The organism is Kocuria sp. HSID16901 (assembly GCF_003989425.1).
In the GTDB taxonomy this organism is placed as follows: domain Bacteria; phylum Actinomycetota; class Actinomycetes; order Actinomycetales; family Micrococcaceae; genus Rothia; species Rothia massiliensis.
Map to the genome: position 1 here is coordinate 22,679 of NZ_RBLM01000009.1, position 23,328 is coordinate 46,006.

A 23,328-nucleotide genomic window follows, 5' to 3' on the forward strand; every position below is an offset into this window, starting at 1 on the left:
ACGGGCGCGGTTCCTTAACTTGTCAGTCGAGGTTTCTAGGCTGGTGAATACCTCCTACAGACCATCGAGCAAGAGGACTGGACCATGATGAGCCAACGCCATGTCGACGAATCCATCTGGGCACGCATTGAGGATCTTTCTCTCGTATCGCGCGCAGAGGCCTTAGCAACTGCGGCGCACGAGGGGCAGAAAGACCAGGCTGGGAATAGGTACATCGATCATCCCCGGAGAGTCGCCGGGTATGTGGCCAGAAGGTGCGAGGAGCGGGGCGTGTTTGGCTATGAGGCCAACGTTGCTGTGGCCGCGGCGTGGCTCCACGACGTCGTGGAAGATACTTCCGTGACCGAGGCTCAACTGCGTGAGTTTTTCCCGGAGCACGTGGTCGACGCCGTCGTGGCCGTGACCAAGCTTCCGGGCGAAACCACCGAGGAGTACTTCGCCAAGGTCCGTTCCGTGCCCGCAGCCGTCGTCGTTAAGGAGTCGGATGTGGAAGACAACACCGACCCTCAACGCACCGCCCTGCTCGGCAAGGAAACGCGAGAACGGTTGGCGGTGAAATACGGCCGGGCCAAGGAGCTTCTGAAAGCCTCCTGACCCGGCCGTATGAGCGTATGTTAGGCGGTCGCCTGGGCCTCGCTCGGCTCCACGGTGACGCGGATGTTCTTCATCAAGGGCTGCTCGCTCTGCGTGCTGTAGTCTTCGATGCCGATCAGCACATTCATCTCGGGCATGTATCCCGCGGCGCTACCCTGCGGCAGGTTGTAGGCCAGCGCATGGTACTTTTCGAGCCGCCGGTGCACTCCCGTTTTGGAGGTCGCGGTGATATCCACAAGGTCGCCTTGTTGGATACCCCGCGAGCGCATGTCGTCGGGGTTCATGAAGATCAACGTGCGCAGGTTCTTGATGCCTCGGTAACGGTCGTTATTCGAGTAGATCGTGGTGTTCCACTGATCGTGAGAGCGCATGGTTTGCAGAATCAGCGATTCGCCATCCGGTACGACGTCGGGCATCTCAGCGTGAGAGAAGTTCGCGTAGCCGGTGGACGTCTTGGAGAAATCTAGCTCTCGAGCCGGCTGGTGAATGCGGAATCCGTGCGGCAGGCGGACCCGGCGGTTGAAGTCCTCGAAACCGGGGAGCACCTCCTGCATGGTGTCTCGGATGGTGTCGTAATTTTGCGCGTACTCTTCCCACGGGGTTGCGGAATTGGGGAGCGTGGCACGGGCCATTCCGGACAGGATGGCCGGCTCCGACATGAGGTACGGCGAAGCCGGGCGTTTCATGCCGAAGGAATGGTGAACCATCGACATCGCGTCCTCGACCGAGACACACTGTTCCCCGGACTTTTGAATGTCCTTCTCGGTGCGACCCAGGCAGGGGAGGATGAGGGCGTTCTTGCCGTGGACGATGTGGCTACGGTTGAGCTTGGTGCTGACCTGGACGGTCAAATCAGTGTTGCGCAGGCCCTGCGCGGTCAGCTCGGTATCCGGTGCCGCCAAGACAAAATTTCCGCCCATGCTGACGAACACCTTGACCTTGCCCTCGACCATCCCTTCGATGGTGGTGACGGTATCCAGGCCGTGTTCGCGCGGAGACGTGATGCCGCAGACGTCGTCGAGCTTATCGAGGAATTCGGCGGTGGGTCGGTGATCGATACCGCAGGTGCGGTTACCTTGCACGTTGCTGTGGCCGCGAACCGGTGAGGGGCCCGTTCCCTCGCGGCCAATATTGCCGCGCATGAGCAAGAGGTTGACGATCTCGCGGACGGCGTCGACGCCGTGTTCATGCTGCGTCACGCCCAGGCACCACGAGATGACCGTCTTCTCGGCGTTACGGTACAGTTCCGCAACCTGGAGGATCTGAGCCTTCAACAGTCCCGTTTGGCGCTGCAGCTCGTCCCAGGACGTTTCATTGACGATGCGCTGGTATTCCTCGAAGCCGTGCGTGTGCTTGTCGATGAACTCCCGATCGATGGCTTGAGCATCATTCGGGAGGCGCTCGAACAGGGCCTTGGCGATTCCGCGCATCAACGCGAGGTCTCCGCCCGGACGAACCTGAACGTTCATCGAAGTGGTGTCGGTGACCTTATTCATCGCCATCTGCCCGATTTCGTGGGGCACGATGGTTCCGTTGGATGCGGCTTCGACGAGGGGATTAATGTGGACGACCTTCGCGCCCCGACGCTCGGCGTCGGCCAGGGCCGTGAGCATGCGCGGCGCATTGGACGCGGCGTTATTGCCCATGATGAAGATGAGGTCAGCTTTGTCCCAGTCCTCGAGGTCCGAGGTCCCTTTGCCGGTTCCGAGGGATGCTTGCAGGGCTCGGCCGGAGGCCTCATGGCACATGTTGGAGCAGTCCGGCAGGTTGTTCGTGCCGAATTCACGGGCCCATAACTGATAGAGGAACGTCGCTTCGTTGCTGAGGCGCCCTGACGTGTAAAAGGAGGCCTCATCCGGGGAGTCGAGGCCACGGAGCGTTTCGCCCACCAGAGCGAAGGCGTCGTCCCATTCGATGGGGACGTAGTGGTCGGTCTCGGCGTCGTAGACCATCGGCTGAGTCAGGCGGCCGACGTTCTCCAGCGCGTAGTCCGTCCACCCTTCCAACTCGGTGACGGTGTGCTGGGCGAAGAATTCCGCGGTGGTGCGCTTGCGCGTCATTTCCCAGGTGGTGTGCTTGACGCCGTTTTCGCAGAGATCCAGCTTGAGTCCGTGCTGATCGTCGGGCCAGGCACAACCCGGGCAGTCGAATCCACCATTTTCCTGATTCATGGTGAACATCGCGCGCGTGCCGAGGACCGGCTCACGTTGCGTCATGAGAACGTTTGCCACGGAGCGTGCCGCACCCCATGCGGCGGCCGGGTGCTCGTAGTCCTCCTGGGAGTAGGGCCTCTTGGTGCGAGGCCCGTAGCCGAACTGGCCCTGTTCGCCGTTGCGATTGATGGTGGTGACGACCTTACCGCTGTCTCGCCCGGCGTTTTCCCGGCTCAAAGGTCCGTCGTGTTGGCCTCGTTCGCTCGCTGTTTCGTCCGTCTGAAGTGCCACGTTATTCTCCTCGCCCCGGTGTGTGGCAAGCACATTCGATGCAGATACATCGTTTTGCTTGCTAACTTCAGGGTACACAGCGGCAGGGGGCCACGCACCAGGGGCGAAGGGAAGCGCCTCCGCCGTTAGCCGATGGAGTCGATGAGCTCTTGGTGCACGGTGGTGTCTCCCGTGAGCTCGGGGTGGAAGGAAATCCCCACGATTTTTCCTTGGCGCACGGCAACGATTTCGCCCTCGTGTTCGGCGAGGGTTTCTACTCCCGGCCCCACGCGTGTCACGATCGGGGCCCGAATGAAGGCGGCCCGCACGGAGTCGGCGGCGGATCCCTTCCATTTCACGGTGACTTCGGCGGATTCGACCTCCGAGCCAAAGGCATTGCGGGAGACCCCGACGTCGAGCACGCCCAAGGACTGCTGGCCTGGGGCTGGGTCGTCAATGGTCGTGGAGACCATGATGAGGCCGGCGCATGTGCCGAGGGTTGGCAAGCCGTTGCGAATCGCCTCGATTAAGGGGTCTCGCAGGCCAAAAATTCTGGTCAGGCGGTCGATGGTCGAAGACTCTCCCCCGGGGAGAACCAACGCATCCACCTCCGTGAGTTGTTCGGGGCGCCGCACCAGCGTGACGGACGCGCCGAGGTGGCCGAGCATATCCGCATGCTCGGCCACCCCTCCCTGGAGAGCCAGGACCCCTACTGTGGGACGACGCATCGTCGTTACCAGCCGCGCTCGGCCAACCGGTGCGGCGCGGGCAGGTCGCCAACGTTGATGCCCACCATCGCCTCGCCGAGTCCCCGGGAGGCGTCTGCGACGGCTTGGGCGTCGTCGTAGTACGCCGTGGCCTTAACGATCGCGGCCGCACGTTCGGCAGGGTTGCCGGACTTGAAGATCCCGGAGCCCACGAAGACGCCGTCGGCGCCGAGCTGCATCATCATCGCGGCATCGGCGGGGGTGGCCACGCCGCCCGCGGTGAAGAGGACCACGGGCAAGGAGCCGGTGCGTGCGACTTCCAGAACGATGTCGTATGGAGCCGCCAGCTCTTTGGCCTTGACGAACAGGGAATCCGGCGACGACGCGTAGGCCGCTTGGAGTTCCGCGATTTGTGCCTTGATGGTGCGAATGTGCTTGGTGGCTTCGGAAACGTCGCCGGTGCCGGCCTCGCCCTTGGAGCGGATCATGGCCGCGCCCTCGGCGATGCGACGCAGGGCCTCTCCGAGGTTGGTGGCTCCGCACACAAACGGCACGGTGAAATTCTGCTTGTCGATGTGGTTGACGTAGTCGGCCGGGGAAAGGACCTCGGACTCGTCAATGTAGTCAACCTTCAGCGCTTCCAGAACCTGGGCTTCCACGAAATGGCCGATGCGAGCCTTCGCCATCACAGGAATCGAGACCGTATCGATGATCTGCTCGATCAAATCCGGGTCGGACATACGGGCGACGCCGCCCTGGGCACGGATGTCTGCGGGTACGCGTTCGAGGGCCATGACGGCCACGGCGCCGGCATCTTCGGCGATGCGAGCCTGCTCGGGGGTGACGACGTCCATGATGACGCCTCCCTTGAGCATGTCTGCCAAACCGCGCTTAACCAGCGGCGATCCGGTACGGGAAGTCTGAGAAGTCTGCGTTTCGGTCATGCGATCCATCTTTCATTCCCCGATGGACCAAAGAAAGGGCCAGATTTATAAGAAAAAATTGGTCCAGTTGCCGGTGGCGCGAGCGTCGTCGTCCCGCGTGGGCCTTCCCGTGGTGGTCGGTCGACCAAGGGGCCATCGACCAACACACCACGGGAATTCCGACCTCTCAGCGCTATGCCCCGGCGGAAGTGTGGGCCTCCTGATCCGTGGCGGTTCGCCGGGCCTTTCGGTCCAACGCGTAGCTGGTGAGGAAGAGCGCCACGACGGAGAGTGCAATGCCCGCGATGATGAGGGCCTTGCCGCCTCCGAGTCCGAGCCAACCCAGGTAGAGACCGATGATGCCGTAGTCAGAATCGCCGAACGTCGCATTGGCTGTTCCGATATCGCCCAGGAGGGGCAGGAGCAACAGCGGAACCAGGGTAATCAAGACGCCGTTCGCAAAGGAGCCGAGAACCGCCCCTCGGCGACCGCCGACGGCGTTGCCGATGACACCGGATGCGCCGCCCGTCATGAAGTGCGCGACGATGCCGGGAATGATGACCGCCGTGCCCGAAGCGCCCATGAGGCCCATGCCCAGCAGGCCCGCTACGAGGGAGGACAAGAAGCCCACCATCACCGCATTCGGAGCGAAGGTGAAGGTGATGGGCACGTCGAGAGCGGGCTTGGCATTCGGGACCATGCGCTCCGAAATGCCTTTGAAGGCCGGCACGATTTCCGCCAAGATCACTCGCACGCCCGCCAGGATGATGAAAACACCCGCGGCAAATTTTCCGGCAGAGATGATCGCCCAGAGAATGTAGTTCTGACCGTCGGAAATCTCATCCTGCACGTATGAGGGACCAGCAAACAACGCGACGATCACGAAGATTAGCCCCATCGAGAGTGCAACGACCACGGTGGAATCGCGGACAAAACCGAGGGACTTGGGAACCTTGAGTTTTTCCGTGGAATGTTCCGGATTTCCACCGGTAATCGATGCGACGAGTCCGGACAACGCAATGCCGAAACCACCCGTGTGGCCAAGAGCAACGGTGTCGTTACCGGTGACCCGCCGCATAAAGGGTTGGACGATTGCGGGCGAAACCGTGGTGATCACCGCTTCGGCAATCGAGCCCCAGAGAATGGCTTCCCAGGTGCTGAACCCAGCCACGATGAGGATTACCGCGATCATCGCCGACTGATAGAGCGCGACGTGGCCCGAGAGATAGATGTACTTGAACCGAGTGATTCGCGCGAACACGACGTTGACGATCATTCCAAAGAAGAAGATCAATGCGGCGGCCGTGCCATATTCCTGCAGGACCGGGCCCACGATGGCTTCGTTATTTGGCACGACCCCTTGGACGCCGAAGACCTCGGAGAACATCCGACCAAAGGGGTCCAAGGAATCGACGATGACTGCCGCGCCGGCCGACAGCACGAGGAAGCCGACGAACGTCTTGATCGTGCCTTTCATCAGATCGGTGCCGGACTTCTTCTGGAGCACAAGACCCAGGAGGGCTATCAGTGCGACGAGGATCGCGGGTTGGGAAAAGACTTGTACGAGAACCTGAAGTGCGCTTGCCATGACCTATACCCCCGCCGTCATTCGTTGCTCATGGAAATGTTGAGCCGTTCGCAGGTCTGGCGAACCTTCTCATTCAATTCGTCTTGGTCGATGATCGAATCGAGAATGACGACGTCGTCGAAACCGGACACGGAATTCTCGAGATCGCGGCCGACGAAGAAGACGTCCGCGTCCTCGGGCGAGGCGGACCCCAAGTCGGCGTGGGAGACCTCGACGCCTTGGGCGCCGATCGTCTTGAGCGCATTCTGGATGTTTAGTTCGACCATGAAGGAACTCCCCAAGCCGGAGCTACACAGTGCCATGAATTTCATGAGATGACCTTTCGTTGGATGGTTTGAATTAGGGGGCTTCAAAGAGGGCGATGATGTCCTCGGCTTGGGAGGCGCCGGTCAGGACGTCGCGTTTCTGGGGATCCATCAGGACCGCGGCCAGTTCGCGGAGTGCGTCTTGATGCGATGTGGCGTCGGCTGCCGCCAGAAAAAGAACCGTGCTCAACGGGTGGTCCGGGGCATCGGCCAACAATGTGGGTTGTCTCAGCGTCAGGATCGAGAGGCTGGTGGTGAGGGCGCCCGCCTCCGGCCTGGCGTGGGCGAGGGTGACACCAAACCCGAGATCCATATAGGTGCCGTCCGGTTCCTGAACGGACTGGACGACCCGGTCTACGTAGGTCTCGAGGACGGACCCATCGGCCACCAGGGGTGCAGCCGCGTGCCGGATGGCTTCCTCCCACGTGAGGGATTCGGCGACGGAAATGCGATCCGGGGTGAGAATGTCGTGGATCATGGCTGGTCCTTTCCAGCAGAAGAGTGACTGATATAGGTGAAGGTGGGGGAGGCCTGCGCGTCCGCGTAGATGGTCTCGGTACAGACTTCCGGGTGGGCGGCGTCGCCGTAGATCCTCATGAACGTACTGAGCCGGATGGTGGTAGGCACCAGTCCCAAATGGTCAGCATCGTTGCCTGAAACTTCCACGATGCGAGTGGTCGCTTGCCCAATGCGTGGAGTGAACGCGAAGTCGTGGGACAGCACGGCTTGTAAAGACTGATCGGCGAGGTCATACGTTAAGAGGCCGCGGTATTTCCGAGCATCCAGCCAGCACCGCGTGAGGTGGTCCACCCGGCCTTCAATACTTCGAAGCCTGTCCAAACGCACGACCTCGGATCCGGCGGGCACATGAAGAGTTTGGGAAATTCGAGCCGAGGCGACGACGACGTCCTGGAACAACACGCTGGAGGACACATGGAACCCTTGGTCACGCATTTGAGTGAATAAGCCGCGGGAATCGACGAGTTCATTCGGATGACTGGTGTCGCCGTCGCGGGCGCAAACAAACGTTCCTCGGCCTTGCTGGCGCGTGAGGATGCCTTGCTGGACGAGCTCGTGAATGGCCCGTCGGACAGTAATTCGACTCACGCCGTAGCGCTCGCAGAGTGCGGACTCGGGAGGCAACGGCGTTCCGGCGGCCTCTCGACCGAAGTCGGACGTGATGGCGGCTTGCACATACTGATATTTCGTAGCTCGCGCCGAACGAGCCGTGCTGTCCCTTGTCATGCCGAAGCCTCTCCATTGATGCCTTCAGTACAAATCATCATAATCTTCAATACTGAAGTACAGGTAGAGTTTTTGAAGAAAATCGAGGGAGCCGTTCGCTGTCCTCCTAGAATGGCTCCATGCCTCGGTCTCGCGCTACGCCCGATCTACCGCTTCGCATCCGCCGCGGTTCTGGTCCTCTTCCCACTCAGATCGTGGAGCAAATGCGCGCGCTGGTGACTTCCGGCGGGTTGCGACCGGGGGATCCGGTGCCCTCGACCCGATCTCTCGCTCACCGACTAGGCATTTCCCGAGGGTCCGTCAGCACTGCCTATGATCAGCTGGCCGGCGAAGGATATCTCGTGGCCGATCACGGGAGCACCTACATCACCCCCGACCTTCCGAGCCCGACGACGAGCGAGCCCCCACGGATCCCCGGTACTTCGGTGGTCCCGCGAGACGGCAAGTCTGGGGACCTCCCTGAGATCGAATTCGACATCCGGCCCGGGACCCCCGACACCTCAGCATTGACGACGACGACGTGGCGGGCCGCGTGGCGTTCGGCCGCCGCTTCGCCGAGTCTCGGATACGGCGCCCACGGTTCGGCGGAATTGCGCTGGCGGCTCACCGAATATTTACGGACCATGCGTTCCGTGACGGCGGCCCCCGAAGACGTGCTGGTCACCGCTGGCGCGCGCGACGGCCTACGGTTGTTGCTGACCGCGTTCTCCAGGAATTTAGGGCGCCGGTTGACGGTCGCCGTCGAGGATCCGGGCTATCCGTCCCTGCACCGCGTTCCCGAAGCGCTCGGGCATCGAGTGGTTCCGATTCCCTTGGATGGGCAGGGCCTCAATCCCACCTACCTGCCGACGGGGTCCGTCTCGGCATCCGATGGCAGCGCCAGGCCGGACATCGTCCTGGTCACGCCATCGCATCAATACCCGCTAGGAGCGTCCATGCCGGTGGCTCGTCGCTTGGAATTGATTCGGTGGGCACGCGAGCACGAGGCGATCCTCGTCGAGGACGACTACGATTCCGAACTTCGCTATGTAGGTGACCCTCTGCCGGCTCTGGCCGCCCTGGATACCAAGGATGCAGCAGGTGGTGGGTGCGTGGTGACGCTAGGCTCCTTCGCCAAGATTCTGACGCCCGGGTTGGGCTTGGGGTTTGTGCTGATGACGCCGCAAATTCGTGACGACTTGCTGAGCCTGAAGCACGACGCCGGAGCGCCCGTTTCGGGAATCGTGCAGGACGCGATGACACAGTATTTAGCCGCCGATGGTTTGCGGCGTCACACGGCTCGGATGCGGCGCGAATATCGACGACGTCGTGACCTATTGGCCCACGTTCTTGCTCCCGGGGAGCTTCCCCCTGAGACCACCGTCCGGCCGATGGACGGCGGCCTCCATGCGGTCTTGGAATTGCCCGCCGATGCGGACGAGCAAGCCCTCGTCGATGCGGCGCGGCGACAGGGCGTGGCGGTTTCGGGGCTGAGTGGATATTGGAACCACGGGGGTAAACGTCCCGGGCTCGTCGTGGGCTTCGGCGGCCTGAGTGAAGCCCGACTACACCGGGCCCTGATCCTTCTGCGGGGAGTCCTCCGGTCACATCACTGATGTGGGCGGCGTCGTTTTCCGTGTCCGGCGTGGACGGATAAGCTGAAATCCCGCCGTCTATGCGTGAGAACCTGACCTAATTCGCTTACGGCGTCGTGTTCCCGGTCCGTCGAAAGGCTCCCCGCCGAATGTCCGCTCCCGCGCCCACCCCGTCCGTTCAAGAACTCCGTGCCCTATTTGGCCCGGTGCTTCTTCGCGCCGTGATCTACCTGGCCTTCGGACTGACGACGGTCTTTTGGCAGGAGCCCACGCTGACGGTCGTGCGCTGGGGGATCGGACTGTTCATGATCCTTCAGGGCGTCGCGCTGATCTACATGCAGCGCAGCCTTACGGAACGAGCCTGGGGACATGGGAATACACACAGCCGGGTGATTCAGTCCTACGCGATCCTGTACTTGGTGGGCGGGGTCGCGACCACGGCCTTCTCGGGATCGTTGCCGATCCTGGTCCTCGTGGTCGGACTGATCTTCTCGATCGGTGGGGTCACAGAGTTGCTTCAAGGATTCCGGGCCGCCGGCGCCTCTGCTATGGCGAGGGACTGGAAAATCGCCGGTGTGGTGACATTCCTAACGGGCATCGTCCTGTTCATGATCGGTGATCTCGGTCCCAAGGCCGCATTCGGGATCACCGGAGGTGGCGCGATCATCGTGGGAATCTTCATGGTTTTGGCGGCCTTGACCTTCCGGCACGACGCCGCCAGCGCGGATTCGGCGAAGCTCGACACCTAGCCGAAACCCCCGTTGCACGTCCGGGCCGCTTGATCGGCACCGTAGACTGGAGGAGCATCGCGACGAAGCAGGAGGAACACACGTGGCACAGCGCCCCAAGCGCGGAATCAAGGCCGATATCAAGGGACCCCTCATCATCGCGGCGGTCCTGGCCGTCGTCGCATTCGTGGCCGTCACGATTTTCGCCACCGGTGGTACCAATAACCAGCCCGAATTCCGTTTGGCCCTTTCGGTGGCCGGATGCGTATTCGTCGTGACCCTCGTGGTGTGCGCGACACTGATCATCGTGGAAAAGCCCAACGATGAGGAGTTGGGTCAGGGGACGGGCGTCAACCGACGTTCCGCCGATCTCTACGCCGCGGCCAAGGCCCGAAAGGACGCCCGTGAGCGGGAAGCCCGGGAACGGGAGGCCAAGGAGCGCGGTGAGGAATCCTCGAGCTCCAGCGGCTCGGAAGAGTCAGGCCCGCAATACGGCAAGCGCGCCCACCCCGAAGAGCACAACTAGGCCTCAGGGGCTGGGCGTCCCGTCGTACGACGACGCACGATCTGGTACGCCGCAAGAACCACCGCAAAGCTCAACCCCGAAAGTAAGAGTTCCCAGCGTGTGTCCGGGTTGATCGCCATGAAGACGAGGACCCCGACGATCCACGCCATCGTGAGATAGCTCAGCCAGGGATGCCCCCACATGCGAAATTTGGGTTCAATTCCTCGCTTCGAAAACCGCCGTCGCACGGTGACCTGCGCTAATACGAGCAAAAAGTAATAGATCAGGCAGACGGCGCCCGAGGAATTGATGAGAAACAGGAACACCTGCTCGGGAAAGAAATAGTTAGCGATCACCGATAGGTAGCTGACGATCGTTGCCGCGACGATGGCTCGGGCCGGAACCTTACGCCGGTTAACCTTCGTGAGAAACGTCGGGGCATCGCCGTGTCGGGAGAGCGAAAAGAGCACGCGCGAGGTCAGGTACAGGCACGAATTCAGGGAGCTCAGGACGGCCGTCAGCACCACGACCTCCATCACGACGTCGGCATACGGGATTCCGACGGCGCTCAGAGCCAGCGCGAAAGGACTCCTGACCTGCGCTCCCGACATGGGTGTGTTCCAGGGGACGAGGCAAATGATGACCGCGATGGATAGCACATAGAAAAAGAGGATTCTGTAGGTGACCTGTCGGGTCGCTCGGGCAGCGTACTTGGCTGGGTCCCGCGATTCGGCCGCCGCGATGGTTGCGATCTCCGCACCGGCGAAGGAAAACAGCACGGTCACGGACCCCACAACCACAGCTCCGCCGCCAGCGGGGAAGAACCCTCCGTGATGCGTCAGGTGGCTGAGGCCCGGTGAATGGCCGAAGAGGTCCAATAGGAACACGACGCCCACGACCAGGAAGAACACGATCGCGACGATCTTGATCGAGGCGAGCCAGAATTCCGTTTCGGCGTAGATGCGAACCGAGATGACGTTGAGCAAGGTCATGACCACGATCAACCCCAGGCAGAGCGCCCAGTTGGGCACGTCGGGAAGGAACGCTCCCACGATTCCCGCGCCTGCCACGGCCTCCACGGCGGCGACGATCACCCAGAAGTACCAGTACATCCAGCCCACAGAAAAACCCGCCCACCGGCCCAAACCGATGCGCGGGTAGTTCTCGATGCTGCGAGCTTCCGGAAGGAGCACCGCCATCTCTCCGACGGCTCGCATGATCAACGTCACGAGTACTCCGGAGAGGATGTAGCTGAGCAACGCCGCTGGTCCGACCGTGTTCAGGACCGCCCCCGAACTGACGAAGAGGCCAGCGCCGATCACGCCTCCCAGTGCGATCATCGTGACGTGGCGGTTGGTCAGGGTATTCCGCAATTGCGGTTGGGGGTCGTGGTCCATAAGGAGAGATCTTACTCAGCCGGCGATGCCCTCCCGACCAGGGCTATCTCCCGAACCTGCGAAGTCGCAGCGAATTGAGCACCACGAACACCGAAGAGAATGCCATGGCGGCACCGGCGATCATCGGATTCAACAAGCCGAGGGCAGCGACCGGAATCGCCACGACGTTGTATCCGAAGGCCCAGAAGAGGCTGGACTTGATGACCTTCAACGTGGCCTGCGAGAGCTGGATCGACTGAACGATCGCACCCATCTCGTTGCGCATGAGGGTGATGTCCGCAGCCTCGAGAGCGACGTCGGTGCCGGCACCCATCGCGATGCCGAGGTCGGCGCGGGCCAGAGCGGCGGCGTCGTTGACGCCGTCGCCCACCATGGCGACCACATGGCCTTCCTCCTGCAAACGTGCCACCTGCTCGACCTTCATCTCGGGTGAGACCCCGGAAATGACGTCGTCGGGAGAGATGCCGACTTCACGTGCCACAGTGTGGGCCACCAGGTCGGCGTCGCCGGTGAGGAGGATCGGGCGAAGCCCCAGCGACGTCAATTCGGCAATGGTGCGGGCGGAATCGGGTTTGGGCTCGTCCCGCAGTGACAACACACCGGCCGCCAGGCCATTCACGGCGATGATGACGGCGATCGACCCCTCTTCCTGACGGCGAGTGAGCTCGTGTTCGACGACCTCCGTGACTTCGACGTCCATCGAGCGCAGCCACGAGGGTTTGCCGACGGCGACGTCGTGCAATGAGCCGTGAAGTGGGACGAAGCCGTGGACGCCGCCCCCTGCCGAACTTTCGAAGCCTTCCACGGCCGGCAAGCTGTCGGTGAGCTGCCGTGCGGAAGTGGCAATCGCGCGGGCAATGGGATGCTCCGAGGCATTCTCGACGGCGCCGGCCAACGTGAGGAGATCGTCGCGGTCGAACGACGCACCCTCGGTGACATGGACCGAACCTAACGAGAGTTCCCCGCGGGTCACGGTGCCGGTCTTGTCCATCAGGATGGTGTCCGTGCGCCGGGTGTCCTCGAGAACCTGCGCAGACTTAATGAGGATGCCCATTTGCGCGCCGCGACCGGTGCCCGTCAGTAACGCCGTCGGCGTCGCGAGACCTAGGGCGCAAGGGCACGCGATGACCAAGAGGGAGACGGCGGCGATGAAGGCCGGGGTCAACTCGCCGCCGATGCTCCACCACAGAACGAAGGTCACGACGGACAGTGCGAGCACCACAGGCACAAAGACGGCCGAAATGCGGTCTGCCAAACGGGCGACGGGGGCCTTCGAAGATTGCGCGTCGGCGACCAGACGACCCATCTGAGCGAGCGTCGTCTCGGAACCGACGCGAGAGGCCCGAACCACCAGGCGGCCGCCGGTATTGAGGGTCGCGCCGGTGACGTCGCTCCCCGGCGAAACCTCCACGGGTACGGACTCCCCGGTCAGCATGGATTCGTCCACCGCCGAATCGCCGAGGACCACCGTGCCGTCCGTGGCGACCTTCTCGCCCGGGCGGACTACGAAGAGGTCGCCGGTGCTCAGCCGGTCAATCGGGAGGCGGGTTCCGCTGGAATCGTTCTGATCCCGCAGGACCTCGACGTCGCGCGCCCCCATATCGAGGAGCTTGTGCAGTGCCTCGCTCGATCTGGACTGCGCCCTCGTTTCGAGAAACCGACCCAGCAGCAAGAACAGCGTGACCACCGCGGACGACTCAAAGTACACCTGGTGGGAGGACATGCTCATCGCCTCGCCGAAGTGCGCGTGCGCCGTCATCATGGGGTCCGCCACGAGGCGAACCAGCGAATAGATGTACGTGATGGCGACGCCGAGGGAAACCAGGGTGTCCATCGTGGAGGCGCCGTGGCGGGCCGAACGTGCCGCGGTGACGTGGAAGGGCCAGGCCGCCCAGGTGGAGACCGGCAGGGCGAGGAGCGCTGCGACCCACCCCCAGTGCGGGAATTGGAGTCCCGGGATCATGGAGATCGCAAACAGGGGGACGGTGAAGATCAGCGCTACCCAGATGCGACGCTTGAGCACCTTCTCCGGGGGCATGGCCATGGCGTGACCTTGGTGATTCTCATGATGGCCGGAGCTGCTGGGGGTGTCCTCATCCCGTGGCGCGTCGTCGTTGTCAGAGGTGGACTGCGAACCATGCCCACCGGGGCGCCGCAAGGACGGGATGTACCCGGCCTTGCGGACGGCCTCCAGGACCTCCTCGTCGGGAAGATCCTCCGGGACGGTCACACGGGCAGACTCGAGCGGAAGGTTGACGCTGGCCTCGACGCCGTCGAGCTTTCCGAGTTTGCGTTCCACGCGTCCCACACACGAAGCGCAGGTCATGCCCTCGATCGAGAGATCAAGGACGCGGGTTCCTGTGCGGTCGAACGGTTCTGTGGAGGAGGAGTTTTGGGGTGACATGGTGCCTTCCCGAGGGGGTGAGAAAAAGGTGTGGACTAGGCGAGGGAGTACCCGGCTTCGTCGACGGCGGCTCGAACTGCGGCCTCATCGAGGGGTCCCTCGTGAGTGATGGTTACGGGGGAGACCCCGCCGGCGTTGAGGTCCACCGTGACGTCGGTGACATTGCCGATCTCCTGGAGTTCCTCCGTGACGGAAGCGACGCAGTGGCCGCACGTCATGCCCTGGACGGAAATATCGGTGGTGTTCATGGAGATTCCTTTCTGAGAGAGGGCTTAGCTACGAACCAAGCGGGTGATGGCCGCGGTGGCTTCGGCAATTTTTTCGTCGATGATCGACTCGTCCCCGCCTTCCGACGCCGCCCGAACTGCTCCGACGACACAGTGGCCGAGGTGTTCGTCCAGCAAGCCGACCGCAACGGCATTGAGCGCTTTATTGATCGCGGATATCTGGGTGAGGACGTCAATGCAGTATTGGTCTTCGTCGATCATCCGTTGAATTCCGCGCACTTGACCTTCCACGCGACGCAGCCGCTTGAGGTACGCCTGCTTGTCATGCGTGTACCCGTGAGGGGCGGTCGTCGCGTCGGCGATGGTCTGGTTATCGGTTTCGCTCATAGGGCCAACTTATACCCCCAGGGGGTATCGGTCAAAAGTGTAAAAAACTGGGATGAACACGGCGTCTTCCCCGGTCGGAGAGAAGCGGAGCCGTCTTTGTGGGAGAGTTGACCCATGGCTTCAAAGATTGAGGACTACGCTCTGCTCACCAACATGAGCACCGCCGCGCTCGTTTCCCGTGAGGGATCCGTCGATTGGTTCTGCCCGCCAAGGTTCGATTCCGAGGCGGCCTTTGCCGCACTCCTCGGCAACGACGACCACGGACGGTGGCTCATGGCCCCAGCCGCCGCGGTCTTTCCTCCTGCGGATAGCGACGCGACTCAGGGCGACCAACCGGCCGCCCGCGTCGCGGAACGCTTCTACGGGGAAAACTCCTTCGTGCTCCACACCGTGTGGGTGACCGAGACGGGCTCCGTGCGCGTCACGGACTTCATGCCGCTGGGCAACCGGGCCGAAATTTCCCGACGCGTCGAAGGGCTGACGGGCGAGGTCACGATGCACCAGGAGCTCGCCCTGCGCTTCAATTTTGGGCGCACCGTCCCGTGGGTGACCAGGTACGACGGCGCCCCGGACCCGCAAACCGGCTACCCGAATCCGGACGAAGGCATGCTCGTCGCGATGGCCGGACCCGACGCCCTCGTGTACCGAGGCGACCCCATTCCCGAGGCGGTGCATCGCTGCCATGCTGGGCAGTTCGATATTTCCGCCGGTCAGGTGCGGGATTTCTCCCTTTCCTACTTTGCGTCCCATCGGAACCCGCCGCCGCCCGTGGACTTTAACGATTCCTTGCATCGGACTGCCGATCAGTGGAGCGAATGGTCGGACCAGTTCAATGACCCCACGGAACCCGTTCAGGTCAGCACCGGCCCTGTGCCCACCACCACGGCCATGCCGATGGTCAGCGCCACCACCGGAGCGGTACCGATGGGCGCCGTCGACGACGAAAAACAGGAGCGACTCCAGGAGTACCGTGAGGCTCGGTTGCGTTCCTTGCTGGTGATTCGTGGGCTCATTAATCGCGAAACCGGTGGGCTCGTTGCCGCGCCCACGACGTCCCTCCCCGAAGTCATGGGCGGACAGCGCAATTGGGACCACCGATTCTGCTGGTTGCGCGACGTCGCGCAGGCCGTGGAAGTGGCCATAACGCACGACCACGACCGCGAAGCCTCGCAATTGCGCAACTGGCTACTGCGCGCGATCGCCAACGATCCGACGCGCTTGCACAACGTGTACGGCGTGGCGGGCGAAAGCGATGACTTCGAGCGCAAGATCGAGATTCCCGGCTATGAAGGTTCTTCGCCCGTGCGCCGGGGAAGTGGTGCGGCGACGCAGCTCCAGGGAGATGCCATGGGCCAGCTCATGATCACTCTGGAAAAGCTACGCCGACTGGGATACACCGAAGACCACCTCTCCTGGCCGCTTCAGCAGGCTTTGCTGGGTTCGGCCGTGGAACATGTGGGTGAAGAGGACCAAGGGATCTGGGAGATGCACGGAGGGACCCACGTATATACGCATTCCCAGATCATGCTGTGGGCAGCCCTTCAGGCGGGAATCCGAGGCGTTCGGGTCCATGGCCTGGCAGGCGACGCCGAACGCTGGGAGGCCGCCCGAGACCGTCTGGCGGACCAGATTTGGGCCCACGGATTCAACCGTGAATTGAATTCCTTTGTGCAGTACTACGGTGGCACGACCGTGGATGCCGCACTCCTGAACATCGGCCACACCGGTTTCGTCGAATTTGACTCCCCGGAACTACGCGGCACGGTGGAGCGTATCGAGCAGGAGCTCGCCGCGGGTGGGGAACTCATCTACCGGTACCGCAACGCCGATGGCCTGGATGGCTTCGAGGGGCAAGACAACCCCCACTTCGCGTCGTCGTTGTGGCTCGCGGAACAGCACTTCCGAGCCGGTGAGGTCGAGCGGGGCCGGGCCGTGCTCGACGCCGTTTTGGACCGCTCCAACGATCTCGGCCTCTTCTCCGCGGAATACTCGGTGCGCGGTGATCGCATGACCGGCAACTTCCCGCAGACTCTGGCCCACATTGCGTTGGTGTCTGCGGTGGACGCCGCCTTGGAAGCCATGAACTAGGAGTGGTCTGAGGCTTCACCACCCGACGGGCTCCGATCCGCTGGGGAGAGTTCGATCGTGCGATCCACGCGGATTCGTTCCAGGAACGCCTCGTCGTGACTGACGACGACGAGGCAACCGTGGAATGAATCCAGGGCACCCACGAGCCAGTCCACGGTCGCCATGTCCACGTTATTCGTCGGCTCGTCGAGTAAGAGAAGTTTCGGGGCCGGCGCGGAGAGCAGGATCCGTGCCAGGGCCACCCGGAAACGTTCACCGCCCGAGAGTTCCTGGACGGGGGCGAATACTCGGTCACGGCGGAACAGTAAGCGAGCTAAATCGTCTCTCAATCGTTGTTCCGTGGCTCCAGGATTGGCAGCGGCGACGACGTCGAGCACCGTGTGGTGAGGCTCGAGTTCGATGTTCTGCGGGAGATACCCCACGGGGGTTATCCGCCGAACCACCTGATATGTGCGTTCCATCCCGGGGTAGACCGTGGGAAGGTGTGGGCCCGGGCCGTGGGCCTCGACGATCGTGCGCAGCAGTGTGCTCTTTCCAGACCCGTTGCGGCCGGCAATTCTCACGTGCTCTGAACCCGTGACGATGACGTGGCGTTCCTCGGTCCCTAGAACGTCGCCGTCGTGCGGTTGTTGGTCCTCGATAAGTTGTAATTCCAATGTCGTGGAGCCGTGACCGACCGCCGTGTCCGGGAGATCGAGGTACACCGATGCATCGTTTCTGAGAGAGTCTTCCGCTTCGACGAGTTGCGCGTGAGCGGCCTGTTCCCTGGCGGCCAGCGTGGCTCGGGTTTTGGCTGCGGAGATTTGGGAGGCCATCTTGTCGTTGTTCATCGCGATGGGCGGCTTGCGATGGTTTTCTTGGAATTTTCTGCCGCGTCGCTCATCCCTGAGTTGCTTCGTCTGCTGGGCGATGCGCTCGCGCTTCTCCCGGGCGAATGCGGCCTCGGCCTCGCGGAGGTGGCGTTGGGCCACGGCTTCGGCGGCCGCAGCGGCTTCTTCCCACTCGGAGAGGTTTCCCGGCGTGTGGGTCAGGGTCGATGCGGACGAATGCGGCGAAGCGGGACGCAATTCGCTGATCGTGGCGCAATGGTTGAGGAGTTCACGGTCGTGGCTGATGACCAGCGTCGGAGTCGTTTGCCGTAGCTCTTCCAGGAAACTGAACAATTGTGCCCGCGCGGGTCCGTCGAGATTATTGGTGGGTTCGTCCAAGATGACGGCTTCTGCGTGAGCCAATCTCAGACCGACGAGTGCCACCCGCACAGCTTGACCACCCGAAAGGGTGGACACGAGTCGGTCGAGTGCGACGTCGTCCAAACCAGCCCGGTGCAATTCGGCCTCGGCCCGCTCGGCGATATCCCAGTCGGAGCCGATCGTTTCAAAGGTTTCGACGGCGACGTCGCCCCTGGCCACGGCGTCGATGGCTTGGAGAATCTGGGCGATTCCGAGCAACTCGGCCACTGAGGTGGAGGAGGATATCCCCAGATCCTGACGAAGGATCGAGACTCGGCCGGGAACGCGAACGAAGCCCGTCGACGGTTCGAGATCCCCCGTCAGCAGGCGAGCGAGGGTCGATTTTCCGGAGCCGTTGGAGCCGATCACCCCGTGCAGTCCGGGACCATACGTCGCGGTGATGTCGGTGAGGCATTCGGCGCCGTTAGGCCAGGTCAGGCCGATACGGGTTAAAGAAATATGAACTTGGGTAGGCATGATGCATCCTTCTCAGCGTGAATGGCGGCTGAGCGGACGCGGCGTCTCACTCAGCTGATGGCGGAGACGAATGCACTCTTCACGAAGGATCCCATGTTCGGCGACAGAAACGCGTCCACCGTAGCACAGGAGCGGGTTGGGGGCTCTTGGGTGGTGGTTGGCGGCCGGGGGGGGCTTTCGATCGGGGCGGACGGTGGATCAGGTGGGGCGGTTGCCCGATTCGGGGGCGGTTACCGGGTGGACGAGGGCGGAAGTGGGCTACTTGCCGGCGGAATCCGGCTCTCAGGGGGCGGTTGCCCGGTTGGAGTGGGCGCCGTCGTCGGTGTGGAGGTCGGAATCGGGCTCTTAAGGGGTGGTTACCCAGTAGGACGACGGCGGAATACGCCTCTCAGGTGGCGGTTACCCGTATGCGTGGCCCTTACCGTCATTTATCGCCATTTTTCGGGTGGCAAAGCAGTGCTGTTTGGTGGTGGTTCCCGTCATTGGAGGCGATTAACCCAGTTAGGTGGTGGCTAGACCGCCACCTAACGGCGGTGCGCGCCCCCGAATTGGGTAACCGCCGCCGTACCCGGCAACCACCCCGAACCCGGCAACTGCCCCCGTACCCGGCCAGGGCCAGCACCCCCCCCACTTGCCGCAACGGTCCTTCTGGCAGCCGACGTCGAGTCGCGTAGGCCGACCCGGTTGCAGCAGAAACAGAACGGCCGGATACCCCTCAGCGAGGTATCCGGCCGTTCTCCCTATGGAGCGAGAGCTAGTCCTTGGTGGACGAATTCTCGTCGCCTTCCCGAGGCTCGGGATCAATGCCATAACTGCCCCGGGTGCGATCCGGGTTGATGCCGTAGCCACTCTGCGCTCCGTGAGACCCACGGAAAGTCTGCCCCTCAGATGACGACGGGCCGTCTTGATGCGAAGAGGACCAACTCTGGCCACCATCAGCTTGCTTCGATGGATTGCCGCCGAAGGGGGCGTCGCCGTGAGGACCGCCGCTCTGTGGGCCGAAGTTCTGGGGCCCACCATGTGAACCAGGTCCCTGCGGGCCGTTGGTTCCCGGGAATCCGCGGCGTCCCGGGCCAGCCCATTGGATGTCCAGCAGGTCCGGAATCTTCCGGTCGCGCTTCTCGGTATTGGCCTTGTCTTCCACGATGTTCACGCCCCAGTGCTGGTTCTCTGCCTTCTCCGGGTAGTTCGAGATGAAGGAGGTGCCCTGCAGGGGATCCGGCCACAAGGCCGCGGCTTCGGCGGCGGGAACCATCGACAACGGAGTGTTCTCCGGATTGGTCCGCGGCCGCCAAATGAGACGGCCCGGACGGGTGCGATCGCGGAGGGCGTGGGCGCGCCAGGTGGTGGCCGGGTGCGACATATTGAGGTTGGCCAGCCACGTGAACAGGCCGCGCTCGTAAACGGCGCGGTCGGCCAACTCCTGAAAGTTGACCTCCTTGTTCAGGTACTTACCGGCAGACAACGTGCGGATGGTTCCCTCGGCACCTGACGGGCAGTAGCGGAAGCCAAAGTTATCTGCGGTGTATTCCTGGGCACGTGACAGGATCGAGGACAGGAACGGAACGTTCTGGAACGCCGAAATGCCCAGCAGTCGGAAGTACGAGACATGGCCCGCGGCGATGTGGCCCACCTCGTGGCCGATGATGAAGCGCAACGCATCGGGGTCTCGTGCCTCGCCACCAATTTCGAAGAGGTCCGAGTAAATCGCCACGAAACGGCGATGACCGTGACCCGAAGCGAAAGCGTTGATCATGCCGTTACCCAAGACGACGTACGCGTCCGGAACCCTGCGCAACCCGTGAGCGCGAGCGGCCTCGACGAGCATTTTGTAGGCCTCGGGGAACTGCGTCGGCGTGATGCGCACGCCGGTCAGGCGCATTTGTCCGTAAAGCATGCCGCGGCTAAAGAAGATGATGATCGGCAAGATGCAGAGGATCGCCAAGAGCTGATCAATGGTCGACGCCGTATCGGCTTCCGCGTAGCTCGTGGGCGTCGTCATCATCGGCATGAAGGTCCGGATGAAAAGCACCCAGAACGCGAAGGTGTACGCCGCGAACGTGAAGCAAATACCGACGATCAGCCACGGGAGTTCCCCCGGGTGACGGAGTTTCTTACGGAGTCCTTCGTCGAGGAGGGACTGGGGCGAAAATAGCGTTGGTTGAGGAAGCGGGCTATGAGCCTTCTGCCGAGAATCCTCGGGTATCCAACCATTGCTGACGTCGTCGGCGAGCGGCTGAGGAGGAATCGATTCCTCGGGACGGTGAGTTCCCGGGGCGCCGTACGTGTGTGCATCGTGGCCAAACTGCGGATTACCGCGTTGTGGCCCGTGGGGATTCTGGGTCATCGGATTCCTCAGATGTGGTTCGTCGAACGGATCTCGGATCCCATCAAGATGCTGATGGGCGCTTCACTAGCTTACTCAGCGTGGGCCTTAAAACCGCGTCATTCCGTGGGCTTGTGGACAATAACCCGGCACGTCACGGGACACGATGCGTCCACTCTTCGGTGCCGAATTTCTCCTTCACCAAGCGCCGGCCGGCCTCTAAGTCAGCTGGCGTCAGCTCGTCCCAAGCTGCACCCGTCCGCGCCTGGAAGGTCTCAATCATGGTGTGGATGATCGTTTCGCGACTTTCACCGGTCTGTCGACGGAGTGGATCGACGCGCTTCTTGGCGCTCCGGATACCCTTATCGGAAATCTTGGCCTTACCGATACGCAAGACCTCGGTCATCTTGTCGGCATCAATGTCGTAGGACATCGTCACGTGATGCAAGATCGCGCCGCGAACCCGCTTCTGGGCGGCCCCTCCGATCTTTCCGCCGGAGGAGGTGATGTCGTTGATCGGTTTATACCAAGCATTCACGCCCAGTTGGCTGAGCGACTGAAGGACCCATTGGTCGAGAAATACGTACGACTGCTCGTAGCTCAGCCCCGCCACGAGGGATTCCGGAGCATAGAGCGAGTAGGTCACGCAGTTGCCGCCCTCCATGAACATCGCCCCGCCCCCGGAAATTCGACGCACCACGTCAATGCCGTGCTTCGCGATCCCCTCGGGATGGAGCTCGTTGACGTACGACTGGAAGGAGCCGATGACCGTGGCCTTGTCATTCCAGTCCCAAAAACGGACCGTCGGACCCCTACGACCTGCCGCAACTTCGTCCAGAAGGTACTGGTCCAGGGCGACGTTGAGATTCGTCGGGAGGGGGCCGGGCCTCATGATGGTCCACTCGAAGTCCCCGAAGTCTCGGGCGTCGGTGACGGCTCGGCGGACCACAAGGGCGACGTCGTCGGTGGAGAACCCGTGGAGGTTGAGTTCGTCCCCAAATGGTGCGAGGGCCGCGTTGAGCCGTGCCGTCAGGGTGGTGCCGTCGTCGTTCACGGATGAACCGACGAGTGCCGGTGCGATCTCGAAGAACGCCTCCTCAGGCTCGAGGAAGAAGTCACCAGAAATCTTGGCCTCGGTGATGCGCTCGCCGTCTGTGGCGATATCCGCGACCACCAGCTTGCCGCCGGATACCTTGTGTTCTGCGTGAAATTTTTGCTCAGCCATGACTTCAGACTAGTCAGCGTGGGAAAACATGACGACGCCGGCGTCCGGAAAGCTCCGAACGCCGGCGTCGTGCGCGAACCGCTGAACGGTCAATTCATTAGACCGCGTAGGCCCAGGGGGTGTTGCCTTGGGCGGGGTTGTTGATGATCGCGTCCATGTTTGCCTTGGTGGCCTGGTAGGACTTCTTGGACTTCTGCAGCGGGTCATTGACCGTGAAGGTGCCCTTGTCCTTGTTGTAGTCCGAGACGTAGACGAAGTGGCCGTAACCCGGGTTGGCATCCTCGCCGGAGATCACACCGGTCTGAGTCAGAATGATGGCCTGCTTGCCGTCCTTGATCTGGTCGATCACCTTGGAGGCATTGCCGTTGACGTATTCGGTGCCCTTAACGCCGTGGTTGCTCAAGACGCCGGGGATTGCGCTGCTCTGAATATTTCCGGTCCCGCCGCCGGCTTCAGCGCGAAGCTGCGACATGGCCGCGGACTGATCCGAGTCGCTGTACTTGCTCGGCAAGTCGCCGCCGTTCTGCAGGATGGCCATCAGCATCGAAGCCTGGGCGCAGTCATAGTACTGCGTATCCTGTCCCTGAACCTGGCTGATGTACTGGAACTTGTGTTCCTTCTGGGCAGCCTCCTGCACCTGAACGCCATCGCTCTGGGGTGCGGCGGTCGCGGCGGTGGCCGTGCCCGCAATCGCACCGGTCGCCACAAATGCGGCGGCGGTACCTGCAATGAGCTTGTTCTTGATCGAGGTCATCCTTGACTCCTTTATCAGTTGTTTTGGTGTGCCTCGGACAACAAAAACGTTATGAATTCCCGCAATGGGAGGTCAACGATTCCTCTAAAAAATCTGGTCATCACCGTTGCGGCGCTTAATCTCAATTTTGTATGGGATCCCGCCCGGAAGGTGCCTCGATGGAATATATAACCAGATGGGCCATGGGTATGTTAGAGCGCTATTCTGGTGGCGATCGAGCGC

At 62.3% G+C, this 23,328-nt stretch carries 20 protein-coding genes; 5 read left to right on the forward strand and 15 right to left on the reverse strand.

Going from position 1 to position 23,328, the window contains the following annotated elements; genetic code table 11:
* Nucleotides 1-84 precede the first annotated feature (84 nt).
* Nucleotides 85-594 carry an HD domain-containing protein gene (locus D8M21_RS10150; RefSeq protein WP_238651336.1) on the forward strand — a complete coding sequence of 170 codons (510 nt, stop codon included), beginning with the start codon at nt 85-87 and terminating at the stop codon, nt 592-594.
* A gap of 20 nt (nt 595-614) precedes the next feature.
* Here D8M21_RS10150 and D8M21_RS10155 read toward each other — a convergent pair whose 3' ends face one another.
* From D8M21_RS10155 to D8M21_RS10185, 7 genes are all read right to left on the reverse strand, one after another.
* Nucleotides 615-3,038, reverse strand: coding sequence for an FdhF/YdeP family oxidoreductase (locus tag D8M21_RS10155; RefSeq protein WP_238651338.1), 2,424 nt, complete (start codon nt 3,036-3,038; stop codon nt 615-617).
* A gap of 125 nt (nt 3,039-3,163) precedes the next feature.
* The gene (pdxT, locus tag D8M21_RS10160) at nt 3,164-3,745 is read right to left on the reverse strand and encodes a pyridoxal 5'-phosphate synthase glutaminase subunit PdxT (RefSeq protein ID WP_048683206.1); all 582 of its coding nucleotides are present in this window, start codon (nt 3,743-3,745) and stop codon (nt 3,164-3,166) included.
* A 5-nt stretch (nt 3,746-3,750) separates the two neighbouring features.
* Complete coding sequence (gene pdxS / locus D8M21_RS10165) at nt 3,751-4,677, reverse strand: pyridoxal 5'-phosphate synthase lyase subunit PdxS (RefSeq protein ID WP_425432059.1); 927 nt, start codon at nt 4,675-4,677, stop codon at nt 3,751-3,753.
* 163 nt (nt 4,678-4,840) lie between these two features.
* Nucleotides 4,841-6,235, reverse strand: a complete 1,395-nt coding sequence (locus D8M21_RS10170; protein ID WP_048683203.1) for a PTS ascorbate transporter subunit IIC — start codon at nt 6,233-6,235, stop codon at nt 4,841-4,843.
* A gap of 17 nt (nt 6,236-6,252) precedes the next feature.
* Complete coding sequence (locus tag D8M21_RS10175; protein WP_048683201.1) at nt 6,253-6,546, reverse strand: PTS sugar transporter subunit IIB; 294 nt, start codon at nt 6,544-6,546, stop codon at nt 6,253-6,255.
* Nucleotides 6,547-6,574: 28 nt separating this feature from the next.
* Entirely contained in the window at nt 6,575-7,018 is a 444-nt protein-coding gene (locus D8M21_RS10180; protein WP_048683198.1) for a PTS sugar transporter subunit IIA, read from the reverse strand.
* On the reverse strand, nt 7,015-7,785 hold the full coding sequence (locus D8M21_RS10185) for a GntR family transcriptional regulator (RefSeq protein WP_082156889.1): 771 nt from the start codon (nt 7,783-7,785) through the stop codon (nt 7,015-7,017). The genes D8M21_RS10180 and D8M21_RS10185 overlap by 4 nt, the downstream gene beginning before the upstream one ends.
* Nucleotides 7,786-7,904: 119 nt before the next feature.
* Between D8M21_RS10185 and pdxR the strand changes: the two genes are divergently transcribed.
* The 3 genes from pdxR (at nt 7,905) to D8M21_RS10200 (ending at nt 10,613) form a co-directional block, all read left to right on the forward strand.
* Nucleotides 7,905-9,380, forward strand: coding sequence for a MocR-like pyridoxine biosynthesis transcription factor PdxR (gene pdxR, locus D8M21_RS10190; protein WP_048683193.1), 1,476 nt, complete (start codon nt 7,905-7,907; stop codon nt 9,378-9,380).
* 128 nt (nt 9,381-9,508) lie between these two features.
* A complete protein-coding gene (locus tag D8M21_RS10195; protein WP_048683191.1) occupies nt 9,509-10,108 on the forward strand; it encodes a DUF308 domain-containing protein in 600 nt (199 codons plus the stop codon).
* Between the two features lie 82 nt (nt 10,109-10,190).
* Complete coding sequence (locus D8M21_RS10200; RefSeq protein ID WP_048683187.1) at nt 10,191-10,613, forward strand: hypothetical protein; 423 nt, start codon at nt 10,191-10,193, stop codon at nt 10,611-10,613.
* Here D8M21_RS10200 and D8M21_RS10205 read toward each other — a convergent pair.
* Genes D8M21_RS10205 through D8M21_RS10220 form a run of 4 tightly spaced genes read right to left on the reverse strand, consistent with a single transcriptional unit; the run spans nt 10,610 to nt 15,007 of the window.
* On the reverse strand, nt 10,610-11,989 hold the full coding sequence (locus D8M21_RS10205; RefSeq protein ID WP_048683184.1) for an amino acid permease: 1,380 nt from the start codon (nt 11,987-11,989) through the stop codon (nt 10,610-10,612). The genes D8M21_RS10200 and D8M21_RS10205 overlap by 4 nt on opposite strands.
* Nucleotides 11,990-12,032: 43 nt before the next feature.
* Nucleotides 12,033-14,393, reverse strand: coding sequence for a heavy metal translocating P-type ATPase (locus D8M21_RS10210; RefSeq protein WP_126855848.1), 2,361 nt, complete (start codon nt 14,391-14,393; stop codon nt 12,033-12,035).
* Between the two features lie 35 nt (nt 14,394-14,428).
* The gene (locus tag D8M21_RS10215) at nt 14,429-14,641 is read right to left on the reverse strand and encodes a heavy-metal-associated domain-containing protein (RefSeq protein WP_048683179.1); all 213 of its coding nucleotides are present in this window, start codon (nt 14,639-14,641) and stop codon (nt 14,429-14,431) included.
* A 24-nt stretch (nt 14,642-14,665) separates the two neighbouring features.
* Complete coding sequence (locus D8M21_RS10220) at nt 14,666-15,007, reverse strand: metal-sensitive transcriptional regulator (RefSeq protein WP_048683176.1); 342 nt, start codon at nt 15,005-15,007, stop codon at nt 14,666-14,668.
* Nucleotides 15,008-15,121: 114 nt separating this feature from the next.
* Here D8M21_RS10220 and D8M21_RS10225 point away from each other — a divergent pair, with 114 nt between their 5' ends.
* Nucleotides 15,122-17,095 (forward strand): glycoside hydrolase family 15 protein, encoded by a 1,974-nt coding sequence (locus D8M21_RS10225; RefSeq protein WP_048683394.1) that lies wholly within the window; start codon nt 15,122-15,124, stop codon nt 17,093-17,095.
* On the opposite strand, the gene D8M21_RS10230 is transcribed toward D8M21_RS10225, so the two are convergent.
* The 4 genes from D8M21_RS10230 to D8M21_RS10245 form a co-directional block, all read right to left on the reverse strand.
* Nucleotides 17,092-18,801, reverse strand: coding sequence for an ATP-binding cassette domain-containing protein (locus tag D8M21_RS10230; protein WP_126855849.1), 1,710 nt, complete (start codon nt 18,799-18,801; stop codon nt 17,092-17,094). The two genes, D8M21_RS10225 and D8M21_RS10230, sit on opposite strands and share 4 nt — an antisense overlap.
* Nucleotides 18,802-19,555: 754 nt before the next feature.
* Nucleotides 19,556-21,148, reverse strand: coding sequence for a M48 family metallopeptidase (locus D8M21_RS10235; RefSeq protein WP_053090030.1), 1,593 nt, complete (start codon nt 21,146-21,148; stop codon nt 19,556-19,558).
* A 133-nt stretch (nt 21,149-21,281) separates the two neighbouring features.
* Entirely contained in the window at nt 21,282-22,352 is a 1,071-nt protein-coding gene (locus D8M21_RS10240) for a lipoate--protein ligase family protein (protein ID WP_048683170.1), read from the reverse strand.
* Between the two features lie 97 nt (nt 22,353-22,449).
* Nucleotides 22,450-23,106, reverse strand: a complete 657-nt coding sequence (locus D8M21_RS10245) for a C39 family peptidase (protein ID WP_048683168.1) — start codon at nt 23,104-23,106, stop codon at nt 22,450-22,452.
* Between the last annotated feature and the right edge of the window lie 222 nt (nt 23,107-23,328).